Origin of the sequence: Streptomyces sp. rh34 (assembly GCF_002551245.1) — a bacterium.
Taxonomy (GTDB): Bacteria; Actinomycetota; Actinomycetes; order Streptomycetales; family Streptomycetaceae; genus Streptomyces.
In genome coordinates this window covers 1-11,312 of record NZ_NTGZ01000237.1, presented here as the reverse complement: position 1 = coordinate 11,312, position 11,312 = coordinate 1, and the positions used below count along the sequence as shown (strand labels likewise).

The 11,312-nt window shown below is 73.3% G+C and carries 7 protein-coding genes and 1 pseudogene; 2 read left to right on the top strand and 6 right to left on the bottom strand.

Translation table 11 applies throughout. From position 1 onward, the window contains the following. Positions 1-25: 25 nt before the first annotated feature. Positions 26-1,189: pseudogene (locus CR470_RS30165) on the top strand (hypothetical protein); the annotation flags it as partial. Between the two features lie 377 nt (positions 1,190-1,566). Here CR470_RS30165 and CR470_RS30160 read toward each other — a convergent pair. The 4 genes from CR470_RS30160 to CR470_RS30145 form a co-directional block, all read right to left on the bottom strand. Further along, positions 1,567-2,514 (bottom strand): 3-oxoacyl-ACP reductase, encoded by a 948-nt coding sequence (locus CR470_RS30160; protein ID WP_097870660.1) that lies wholly within the window; start codon positions 2,512-2,514, stop codon positions 1,567-1,569. Positions 2,515-2,570: 56 nt separating this feature from the next. Beyond that, positions 2,571-3,647 carry a Zn-dependent alcohol dehydrogenase gene (locus CR470_RS30155; RefSeq protein WP_097870659.1) on the bottom strand — a complete coding sequence of 359 codons (1,077 nt, stop codon included), beginning with the start codon at positions 3,645-3,647 and terminating at the stop codon, positions 2,571-2,573. Positions 3,648-3,695: 48 nt separating this feature from the next. Beyond that, on the bottom strand, positions 3,696-4,550 hold the full coding sequence (locus CR470_RS30150) for a MaoC/PaaZ C-terminal domain-containing protein (protein WP_097870658.1): 855 nt from the start codon (positions 4,548-4,550) through the stop codon (positions 3,696-3,698). A 225-nt stretch (positions 4,551-4,775) separates the two neighbouring features. Further along, on the bottom strand, positions 4,776-6,251 hold the full coding sequence (locus tag CR470_RS30145) for an MFS transporter (RefSeq protein ID WP_097870657.1): 1,476 nt from the start codon (positions 6,249-6,251) through the stop codon (positions 4,776-4,778). A 115-nt stretch (positions 6,252-6,366) separates the two neighbouring features. Here CR470_RS30145 and CR470_RS30140 point away from each other — a divergent pair, with 115 nt between their 5' ends. Further along, entirely contained in the window at positions 6,367-8,130 is a 1,764-nt protein-coding gene (locus CR470_RS30140) for a BCCT family transporter (protein ID WP_097870656.1), read from the top strand. 73 nt (positions 8,131-8,203) lie between these two features. Here CR470_RS30140 and CR470_RS30135 read toward each other — a convergent pair whose 3' ends face one another. Next, entirely contained in the window at positions 8,204-9,394 is a 1,191-nt protein-coding gene (locus tag CR470_RS30135) for a lipid-transfer protein (protein WP_097870655.1), read from the bottom strand. A 30-nt stretch (positions 9,395-9,424) separates the two neighbouring features. Next, positions 9,425-11,312, bottom strand: a 1,888-nt coding sequence (locus CR470_RS30130; protein ID WP_107489513.1) for an acyl-CoA dehydrogenase, incomplete at its 5' end; no start/stop codon positions are given.

Here is an 11,312-nt window from a genome sequence, read left to right as displayed (position 1 = left end):
TGTATAAGAGACAGGCCCGGCGGCGTCGTCCGCCGCGGGCGGCCCGGCGGCGCCGGCCGATGACGCACCGCTTCCCGGCGGCTTCACGCTCACCGCGGACGGGGCCTACGCCGCCCGGCTCACCGCGACCCCCGGCCCGCCGGGCGAGCGCAACTGGTATCCGGAGCGGTGGACGCTGGACGGGCCCGAGCCGTACGCGGTGTCCCTCCCCCTCGATCAGCCCGAGGAGCCGGACGCCCAGGTGGCGCCGCTCGCCGACGGGCGGGTGCTGATCCGGCGGCGGGTCGCGGACCGGCAGATGTTCTCGCTGCTCTACCCGACGGGACCCGGGACCGGCGAACTCCCGCTGGGCGCGGTCGCGTGCGCGGAGATGACCCTGCTGCCGCCCTCGCCGGACGGCCGGTGCGTCTACGCCCTGTCGGCCGGCGAGCACCAGTCGTCGCTCTGGCTGGTGGCGGGCGGAGTGTTCGGGCCCGAGGAGGTCGCGCGGATTCCCGGGCGCTGCTCGGGCGGGGTCTGGCTGGACCGGGCCGGCCGGCTGCTGGCGCTGGACCGGCAGGCGCCGGGCGGCGGACCGGTCAAGGCGGTCGCCGTCGACCTGGGGCGCGGGGCCGAGGTGACGCCGCTGCTCCAGATCGCGCCGGACAGCGACGACCGGCTGCTGCTCGCGGACGCCGACAGCGGGCTGCTGCTGCTCCGCTCGGACGCCCCGGGCCGCGACCGGCTCGGCTGGGGTGTGCTGGGGAGCTGTCTGCCGGTCAGGTTCCCGGAGTGCCTGCGCCCCGCGGACGTGGCGGTGACGCCGTTCGCGGTGCAGCCGGGCCAGATGCTGATGCCGGAGAGCTGCGCGGTGGCGCTGCGGATCGACGGGGCCGCGGGCAGTTGGGTGGGGGTCTGGCGTCCGGCGGGACGTCGGCTGCACCAGTTCGCGGCCCCGCTGGGCTGGGCGCCGGGGGCCGGGTACTGGAGCCGGGACGGGGTGCTGCGTCTCCCGTACACGAACGGGGCGACATCCTGCGGCGTGGCGATGCTGGACGCGCCGCAGGACGTGGAACCCTCTTCCGTGTCCGGCCGTCCGAGTGGCGCGGAGGGCGGAACGCAACCGTCCGCCGCCGTCGCCGCTCCTGCTGTGTGCAAGCCCGTTCCGTTGGGCCGGGCGCCTCTGCACCGAGCCGCTCGATCTGACTAAACTCGGGGCCCTGGGCTACGCCGCCGTGTCGGGCGGGTGCCGACGGTGACCACGTCGGATGGCGGCGGCGGGGCTTGCTGCACCTGTAGGCGCGATACACGTAAGCGATCACAACGGGGTGACTTCCCACATGTCCGAAGCACGGATCGACACGACCCAGCAGCGCCCGACGGGGGCGGACGAGGGGGCCGGAACCGGGGGTTCCGGAAGGCACCGAGGGGGTGCGTCGGCGGAGAACACGTCGGTGCAGCCGCACGGTCGCCACCGTCGGCCCGCCGACGAGGAATCCAGGGCGGCCTGAGAGCCGCTCGGCAGTGTACGGAGGGCCCGGACCGGCGGACAGCCGGCCGGGCCCTCCCGTGTGCGCCCCTCCCCCGCTACCGCCGCTTCAGCCCGAGGACTTCGGCGGCGGCGAAGGTCTCGTTCGGGGGCCGGTCCGCGTAGTACGGGGTGAGCAGCCCGTCCAGTTCCGCGAAGGTGAAGGTCTCCTTCGTCGCGTCGAACTGGGCGGCCACCCGGGGCCGTTCGACGACGGCGACCATCCCGCCGTGGACGACGAGCAGTTGCCCGTTGACCCCGGCGGCCGCCGGTGAGGCGAGGTAGCCGACGAGCGGGGACACGTGCTCGGGCGCCAGCGGGTCGAGGGTTCCGTCCGCCGGTTCCTGGAAGCCCGCGAACACGTCCTCGGTCATCCGGGTCCGGGCGCGCGGGCAGATCGCGTTGGCGGTGACGCCGTACTTGGCGAGGGCGAGCGCGGTGGAGGTGGTGAGGCCGACGATGCCGCCCTTGGCCGCCGCGTAGTTGGGCTGGCCGGCCGAGCCCGCGAGGAACGCCTCGGACGAGGTGTTGACGATCCGCCCGTAGACCGGCCCGCCCGTCTCCTTGGAGCGGGCGCGCCAGTGGGCGGCGGCGAAGTGCGTGGTGTTGAAGTGGCCCTTGAGGTGAACGCGGATCACCGCGTCCCATTCCTCCTCGGTCATCGAGAAGACCATCCGGTCGCGCAGGATGCCCGCGTTGTTGACCAGGATGTCGAGCCGGCCGTGGGTGGCGGTGGCCAACGCGACGAGCGCGCGCGCCTGTTCGTGGTCGGAGACGTCGCCGAGGTGGGCGACGGCCTGTCCGCCGGCCGCGCGGATCTCGGCGGCGACCTCCTCGGCGGGGGCGGCGGACGCCTCGCCGGAGCCGTCGCGGCCGGGCTGCCCGTAGTCGTTGACGACGACGGCCGCGCCGAGGCGGGCCAGTTCGAGGGCTTCGGCCCGGCCGAGGCCGCGGCCCGCGCCGGTGACGATGGCGGACAGTCCGTCCAGCGGAAGGGGAAGAGACATCGGATTCCTCAACGTCGTCGGTCGGGCGCTCCGGTACGCGTGTTCCGGCGCCGGGGTCAGAGCTCGATGCAGGTACGCAGCGACTCGCCCGTGCGCATCTGGTCCAGGGCGTCGTTGATCCCGTCCAGCCGGACCCGGTGGGTGATCATCGACTCCAGGTCGATGCGGCCGGCCCGCCAGAGCGCGATGGCCCTCTCGTAGGAGCGCAGGACGTCCCCGCCGCCGTACATGGAGGGCAGGATGCGCTTCTCGTCGAAGAACAGCTCGAACATGTTGACCTGGAAGGTGTCGTCCATGGCCCCGGCCCCGACGACGCACAGGGTGCCGCCGCGGCGCGTGTTCTCGTAGGCGGTGCGGGCGGTGGCGGACTTGCCGACGACCTCGAAGACGTAGTCGAAGCCCTCGCCGCCGGTGATCCGCTGCTTGGCGTCGGCCAGCCCGTCGGGGGCGACGGCCTCCGTCGCGCCGAAGCGGAGGGCGGCCTCGCGGCGGGAGGCGACCGGGTCGACGGCGATGATCTGCGCGGCGCCCTGGACCCGGGCGCCCTGGATCGTGGAGATGCCGACGCCGCCGCAGCCGATCACCGCGACCGACGATCCGGCGTCCACCTTCGCCGTGTTGATGGCCGCGCCGAGGCCGGTGGTGACCCCGCAGCCGATCAGGGCGGCGATCTCGAACGGTACGTCGTCGGGGATCGGCACCGCGCAGCCCGCGCCGACGACGACCTCCTCGGTGAAGGTGCCGGTGCCCGCGAAGCCGAAGACGTCGCCGCCGGGACGCCGGAAGTTCGGGGTGCCCGCGTTCATGAAACCGGCGAGGCACAGATGGGTCTGGCCGCGTTTGCAGGACGGGCAGTCCCCGCAGGCGGGCAGCCAGCAGACGAGGACCCGGTCGCCGGCGCTCAGCCCGGTCACCCCGTCCCCGACGTCGACGACCTCGCCCGCGCCCTCGTGGCCGGGGATGAAGGGGGCGGGCTGCGGGAGGACGCCGCTCATCGCGGAGACGTCGGAGTGGCAGAGGCCGGTCGCGCGGATGCGGAGCCTGACCTTTCCGGGGCCGAAGCCCACCGCCTCGACGTCGTCGAGGACTTCGAGCTTCTCCTGGCCTATCTCGTGCAGTACGGCTGCGCGCATGGGTACGGCTCCCCTCACATCGTCATCCACATCAGGTTTCTGCTGTGCTCAGGAGTGTTCGACGAGCGTGTCGGCGAGGACCGGCGCGTCGTCCCGCTCGGCGGCGGCGACCGTCACCTGGACGCGGCCGTCGCCGGTCCACATCCGGATACGGAGGGTCTCGCCGGGGAAGACCACTCCGGCGAAACGGGTGCGGTAGGCGGTGATCCGGGAGACGTCGCCGTCCAGCAGGGTGTCGGCGACGGCCTTCAGCGTCATGCCGTACGTGCACAGCCCGTGCAGGATCGGCCGGTCGAAGCCGGCCAGCTTCGCGAAGGCGGGGTCGGCGTGGAGCGGGTTCCAGTCCCCCGAGAGGCGGTAGAGCAGCGCCTGGTCCTCGCGGACGGCCCGCTCGACCGTGCGGTCGGGGGCCCGGCCCGGCGGGGCGAGCCGGTCGGAGGGGCCGCGGTCACCGCCGAAGCCGCCCTCCCCCCGGACGAAGATCTGGGCGTCGTTGGTCCACAGCGGGCCGTCGGCGTCGCCGGCCTCGGTGCGCAGCACGATGACGGCGGCCGTGCCCTTGTCGTACACCGCCGCGACCTTCGAGGTCTGCACGGCGCTGCCGGTCACCGGGATCGGGCGGTGGACGCGTACGGACTGTCCGCCGTGCAGGACCGCGGCGAGGTCCACGTCGATCCCCTGCGCCCCCATCCCGCCGAAGGCGGCCGTGCCCGCGCCCGCGACGGTGGCGAAGCTCGGCAGTACCTGGAGCCGGGATTCCAGGGTGTAGCGCAGTTCGTCGGGGTCGGTGGCGGGGCTGCCCGCGCCGAGACCGAGGTGGTAGAGCTGGACGTCCTTGTGGTCCCAGCCGATCTCGGCTCGGCGGGGTTCGGCGGCGAGTGCCGCCCGGGCATCAATGGGCATGACGGAGCAGCTCCTTGATGGTCCTTGTTGGCCTTTACGGGTCCTTGATGGTGGGAAGACCTCGGCACGGCCGTCCGCACCGTCGGCCGCACCGAGGTCGCGCGGTGACCGGCAGGGCACGCCCCTTCTAGAACGCGTTCTAGCCGATGGCCCATGTATAACGCAGGCCACGGAAGTTGGGAAGACTGCTGACGTCTCGTCAGATCGATGGGGCGGTGCCCGGCGTCACCCCGCGGCCGGGGCCTCGGCCGGGAGGTCCGCCGGCGGACGGGGCCGTCGATGGTTCGGCAGCCAGATCAGCATCACGACCACGCCGGCCAGCAGGACCCCGCTCGCCGTGCGGAAGGCCAGCGCGTATCCGGCGGTGACCTCGGCCGCGTCGCCGGAACCCGCGGTGCGCGCGGCGGCGACCGTGGAGAGCACCGCGAGGCCCAGCGCACCGCCCATGGTGCGGGAGGTGTTGACCAGGCCGGAGACGAGCCCGGCGTCCCCCGGGTCCGCGCCGGAGGTGGCGAGCGTGGCGAGCGGGGTGGAGGCGAGACCGGCCCCCGCCATCATCAGGACGCCGGGCAGACAGATCGCGGTGAGGTAGGAGCCCTCCACGCCCATCGTGGACTGCCAGCCGAAGCCCGCGGCGGTGATCAGGACCCCGGCGACGGCGAGGCTCTTCGCCCCGACGCGCACCATGAGGCGGGGGGCCAGCTTGGAGCCGATGATGACGGCGGCCGAGGTCGGCATCAGCGCGAGACCCGCCCGCAACGGCGTGTAGCCCAGGACGTTCTGGGCGTACACGGTCATGAAGTACCACATGGAGAAGGTCGCCGACCCCATGAGCAGCATCGACACATTGGCCGAGGACACGGCCCGTACGGAGAACACGCGCAGCGGGATCAGCGGGACGGCGGTGCGCGCCTCGACCAGCACGAAGACGGCCAGCAGCACGACCCCGGAGAGCAGCGGCACGAGGGTGGCGGCGGCCGTCCAGCCCTCGGCCTCGGTCTGGACGATGCCGTACGCGGCGGCGGCGAGGCCCGCGGTGACGAGGACCGCGCCCAGGAAGTCGATGCGTCGGCGGTCGCCCGCGCGGCCCTCGGTGATCCGCAGGGCGGCGGCGACCAGGACGAGTGCGCCGATGGGCACGTTGATCAGGAGGACCCAGCGCCAGGAGAGGGCGTCGGTGAGGACCCCGCCGATCAGCCCGCCGGCCGCGCCGCCGCCCGCGCCGACCGCCATCCAGGTGCCGATCGCTTTCGTCCGGGCCGGACCTTCGGGCACGGCCGCGGTGAGAATGGTGAGGGTGGCGGGAGCCAGGACGGCGGCCCCGAGGCCCTGCACGGCGCGGGCGGCGAGGAGCTGCCAGCCCTCCTGGGCGAGGCCGCCCGCGAGGGAGGCGGCGGTGAAGACGCCGAGCCCGACGAGGAACATCAGCTTGCGCCCGTAGATGTCGGCGGCCCGCCCGCCCAGGAGCATGAACCCGGCGAACGCGATCGAGTAGGCGTTGACGACCCACTGGAGGCCTCCGGCGCTCAGCCCCAGATCGGCCCGCATGGAGGGCAGGGCCACGTTGACGACGGAGACGTCGAGGACGACGAGGAACTGGCCGGTGCAGGCGGCGAGCACGACGGCCCAGGCGCTGGGCCGTATTCGGGAGGAGGCCGGCGGGGCGGAGACGGGCGCGGAGACGTCAGGCATGAACGTCATGGTCCCAGGCGGCGGGTGGACCGTACATCGGGTATCGCGAGTCGCGCCCCGGACACCGACCGTCGGCGTGGCACATCCCCCATATCACCGCATACGCCCCGCATAGTGGTGCGCTATGAGTACGGAGAACGCTGACGTGCCCCCCGGCCGGTCTCCCGCCGGCCCCGCGGATCCCGGTGCGGGTTCCGGGACGGACTCCTCACCGGACCGGGTGGTGGTGACGATCGGGGTGCTGGGCATCGTCGGGATCGTCCTGTGGGCGGCCCTCGGCAAGGACACCTTCCAGAGCGCGTCGGACTCGGCCCTCCCCTGGGTGCTCGACAACTTCGCGTGGCTCTTCGTCATCGCCGCCGACGTCTTCCTGGTGCTGTGCCTCATCATCGCCTTCAGCCGCTTCGGCCGGATCCGGCTCAGCAGGGACGACTCCCCGCCGGAGTTCTCGAACTTCCCGTGGATCGCGATGATGTTCAGCGCCGGCATGGGCATCGGGCTGATCTTCTACGGTGTCGGGGAGCCCATCGCGCACTATCTGAGCCCGCCGCCCTCCAGCGGGGCCGAGCCGCAGACGGCGGGCGCCGCGAGCGCCGCCATGGAGTACTCCTTCTTCCACTGGACCCTCACTCCGTGGGCCATCTACGGGATCGTGGGCCTGGCGCTGGGCTACGCGAGCTTCCGCAAGGGCCGGGGCAACCGGTTGAGCGCCGTGTTCGTGCCCCTTATCGGCGAACGCAGGGCGAACGGCGTCCTCGGCAAGCTCCTGGACCTGCTCGCCGTCTTCGCGACGGTCTTCGGCACGGCGACGAGTCTGGGACTCGGCGCTCTGCAGATCGCCATCGGGCTCGATCTGACGGCGGGCCTCGATCAGAGCACCGGCGTCGAGCTGGTGGTCATCGCCGTGCTCGGCGCGGCCTTCGTGGTCTCCGCCTTCACCGGCCTGCACGGCGGCGTGAAATGGCTCAGCTCGATCAACCTCGTCATCGCCGCGGCCCTCATGGTCTTCGTCTTCGTCGCGGGTCCGACCGTCTACCTCCTGGACGTGCTGCCGTCCTCGGTCGGCGGCTACCTGAACCACCTCCTCCCCATGGCCTCGCGGACCGGCGCCTTCGGCGGCCACAGCTGGCTGGGCACCTGGACGATCTTCTACTGGGCCTGGTGGCTGTCCTGGGCGCCCTTCGTCGGTACCTTCATCGCGCGCATCTCCAAGGGACGCACGATCCGCGAGTTCCTCCTCGCCGTGCTGCTCGTACCGAGCGGGGCGACCGCGCTGTGGTTCGTGGTGCTCGGCGGGACCGGTATCCGCCTCGCCGACACAGGCGTCGTCGACATGGCCGAGAAGGCGAAGGAGGGGACGGAGGCGACGCTGTTCGCGATGCTCGACGCCCTGCCGGTCGGCACGCTGACGTCGTGGGCCGCGATGATCCTGATCATGATGTACTTCGTCACCAGCGCGGACTCCGCCTCCCTGGTCATGGGTTCGCTGACCAGCAGGGGGGCCCTGCACCCGCGGCGCTGGCTCGTCGTCACCTGGGGACTCCTCATGGCGTCGGTCGCGGCGGCGCTGTTGGTGGCCGGCGGGCTGGAGTCGCTTCAGAGCGCGACGATCCTGGTGGCCCTGCCCTTCGTCGTGGTGATGCTCTTCCTGTGCTGGTCCCTGCTGCGGGAGCTGCGCACCGACCCCGCCGGCGGCCCCAAGCGGAGCGAGGGCCTGCACGGTATGCGCGACGCGGTGCGGGTCATGGTCGGCGAGGAGATGAGCAACCAGCCGCCCGCCCGCCACCGCCATCTGCGTCGCGCGGCCTCGGCCCGCAGGGCGACGACCGAGGACGACCGGGACGGGGAGGGGCGCGAGACGGGCGGGGCCTCCGGGCGGGAGAGCTGACGCGCGGAAGGGGAGGCTGACGCGCGGCGCGGCGCGGGCAGGGGGGCCGTTGCCCGGGCACGGGGGTCCGGTTTCAGCCGCGCCGCAGCAGCGTGACCACGGCCGCCCCACCGAGGCCGATGTTGTGGGCGAGGGCGGTCCGCGCGCCGGGGACCTGGCGGGCGCCGGCCTCGCCGCGCAGTTGCCAGGTCAGCTCGGCGGCCTGGGCGATGCCGGTGGCGCCCAGCGGATGGCCCTTGGAGATCAGCCCGCCGGACGGGTTCACGACCCACCGCCCGCCGTAGGTGGTCGCCCCGGACTCGACGAGCTTGCCGGACTCCCCCTCGCCGCACAGGCCCAGCGCCTCGTAGGTGAGGAGTTCGTTGACGGAGAAGCAGTCGTGCAGCTCGATGACGTCGAGATCGTCCGGGCCGAGGCCGGAGGCCGTGTAGACCTTCTGGGCGGCGGCCCGGGACATCGGGGCTCCGACCGCGTCGATGCAGCTCCCGGAGGCGAAGGAGGCCTCGGTGTCGGTGGTCATGGCCTGGGCGGCGATCTCCACCGCCCGCTCGCCCAGACCGTGCCGCTCGACGAACCGCTCGGAGACGACGACGGCCGCCGCCGCCCCGTCGGAGGTGGGCGAGCACTGGAGTTTGGTGAGGGGGCGGTGGACGGTGCGGGCGGCGAGGATCTCCTCGACCGTGTACGGGTCCTGGAACTGGGCGTAGGGGTTGTTCACCGAGTGCCGGTGGTTCTTGGCCCCGACCGCCGCGAGCTGCGCGGGCGTCGTCCCGTACCGCTCCATGTGCTCGCGGGCCGCGTTGCCGAAGATCTGGGCGGTGGGCGGGGCGTTCACGAAGCCGTGGCCGGCCGCCATGATCCCGTAGTGCCGGGCGACGGGCGAGGTCGCGAAGTCGCCGCCGTCGGAGCCGCCGCCCAGCGCGCCCCGGGCCATCTTCTCGAAGCCGACGGCCAGGACGCAGTCGCTGCCGCCACCCTCGACGAACTGCCGGGCCAGCATCAGGGCGGTGGAGCCGGTGGCGCAGTTGTTGTTGACGTTGTAGACGGGGACACCGGTCAGTCCCAGTTCGTAGATGGCCCGCTGCCCGGCGGTGGAGGCCTGGAAGCAGTAGCCGACGGGGACCTGTTCGACCTGGTCGTAGCGGACCCCGGCGTCGGCCAGGGCGGCGCCGCCCGCCTCCCGGACCATGTCCCAGTACTGCCAGTCGCGGGTCTCGGGTTTCTCGAACCTCGTCATGCCGACGCCGACGATGTAGGCCTTCATCTTCCGACTCCTCCTTCTCCGTGCGTGTGGTCAGTCCCGGGGCAGGCCGAGAATCCGCTCGGCGACGACGTTGAGCTGGATCTGGGTGGTGCCGCCCGCGATGGTCAGGCAGCGGGACATCAGGAAGCCGTGGAGGGCCCGTCCGCCCGCCGCCGGTTCGTCCACCGCGCCGTCCGGGCCGAGGAGTTCGAGGGTGAGCTCGGCGGCCTTCTGCTGGTGGCGGGTCTGGACGAGCTTGCGGACCGAGGCCCCGGCGCCCGGTTCGCGGCCGGAGACCTGCTGGAGCGTGGTGCGCAGTCCGATGCAGGCGAGCGCGTGGGCCTCGGCGGCGAGCGCGCCGATCCGGGCCCCGGTCACCTCGTCGAGCCCGGCCGAGCGCGCGATGAGCGCTTCGAGCCCGCTGTCGAAGGTCATCTGGTCGGCCATGTGGACGCGTTCGTTGCCCAGGGTGTTGCGGGCGACCCGCCAGCCGCCGCCGACCTCGCCGACGACGGCGTCGGCGGGCAGCAGGACGTCGTCGAAGTAGACCTCGTTGAAGAGGGATTCGCCGGTGATCTCCTTCAGCGGCCGGATGTCGATGCCCCGGGCCTTCTTCATGTCGACCAGGAAGTAGGTGAGCCCGCGGTGCTTGGGCGCGTCCGGGTCGGTGCGGGCCAGCAGGATGCCGTGGTCGGCGGTGCGGGCGGCGCTCGTCCAGACCTTCTGCCCGGTGATCCGCCACCCCTCGTCGGTCCGTACGGCACGGGTGCGCAGCGCGGCGAGGTCGGAGCCGGCCTCGGGTTCGGAGAAGAGCTGGCACCACTGGAGGTCGCCGCGCAGGGTGGCGGGCAGATAGCGCTCGCGCTGCTCATCGGTGCCGTACGCGATGAGCGACGGCACCACCCAGGTGGCGACGGAGAGGTCGCTGAGCCGGATGCCCTGTTCGCGTAACTCCTGCTGGATGGCGAGCTGTTGTACGGGGCAGGCGCCCCGTCCGTACGGGGCGGGAAGGTGCGGGGCGGCGTAGCCGGTGGCGGCGAGGGCGCGGCGGGCCTCGCGGGGTGCCAGGCCCCGGGCGGCGGCGAGGTGGGGGCGGGCCTCGGTGCGGTGGTGGGCGGCCTCGGCGGGGAGTTCCAGGGTGAGTTCGCGGCGGGCTCCGGCCTCGGCGAGGCGGACGGCGCGCAGCCGGTGGGTGTCGGCGGCGCCGAGGAGCTGGCGGGCGAGGACGGCCCGGCGCAGCTGGAGGTGGGCGTCGTGCTCCCAGGTGAAGCCGATGCCGCCGAGGATCTGGATGGCGTCCTTGGCGCAGGCGTACGCGGCCTGCGGTGCGACGGCGGCGGCGAGGGCCGCGGTGAGCCCGCGCACCTCGGGCTTCTCGTCGGCGGCGCGGGCCGCGTCCCAGGTGAGGGCGCGGGCCTGTTCGAGGCGGACGAGCATGTCGGCGCAGAGGTGTTTGACGGCCTGGAACGCCCCGATGGGCCGCCCGAACTGCTCGCGTACGGAGGCGTGGGCGACGGCGGTGTCCAGGCTCCGGGCGGCGGTCCCGCAGGCGTCGGCGGCGAGGAGGACGGCGGCCAGGTCGCGGACGAGCGCGGAGTCCAGGGGCAGCACCCGGTGCGCCGGTACGGGGACGGCGTCGGCGCGCACCTCGGCGGTGGGCCGGGTCGGGTCGACGCTGCGGTGCGGGCGCACGGCGAGGCCCTCGGCCCCGGCGTCCACGAGGAACCAGCGCTCGCCGTCGGGTGTGGCGGCGGGCAGCAGGAACAGGTCGGCCGCCTCGGCGGTCAGGACGGGCGGGGCGGTGCCGTCGAGCCGGTGGCCGCCCTCGGCCGGGGTGGCCGTGAGGGTGCCGGGCGCGAGGGCGAGGGCGGCGGTGCGGTCGCCCGCGGCGAGCTCCCTGAGCCTGTCTCTTATACACATCTCTGAGCGGGCTGGCAAG

Excerpts from the sequence above, each read along its gene's own strand:
- CR470_RS30160 (WP_097870660.1), bottom strand. The coding sequence starts at position 2,514 with ATGTCTCTTCCCCTTCCGCTGGACGGACTGTCCGCCATCGTCACCGGC.
- CR470_RS30155 (WP_097870659.1), bottom strand. The coding sequence starts at position 3,647 with ATGCGCGCAGCCGTACTGCACGAGATAGGCCAGGAGAAGCTCGAAGTC.
- CR470_RS30150 (WP_097870658.1), bottom strand. The coding sequence starts at position 4,550 with ATGCCCATTGATGCCCGGGCGGCACTCGCCGCCGAACCCCGCCGAGCC.
- CR470_RS30145 (WP_097870657.1), bottom strand. The coding sequence starts at position 6,251 with ATGACGTTCATGCCTGACGTCTCCGCGCCCGTCTCCGCCCCGCCGGCC.
- CR470_RS30140 (WP_097870656.1), top strand. The coding sequence starts at position 6,367 with ATGAGTACGGAGAACGCTGACGTGCCCCCCGGCCGGTCTCCCGCCGGC.
- CR470_RS30135 (WP_097870655.1), bottom strand. The coding sequence starts at position 9,394 with ATGAAGGCCTACATCGTCGGCGTCGGCATGACGAGGTTCGAGAAACCC.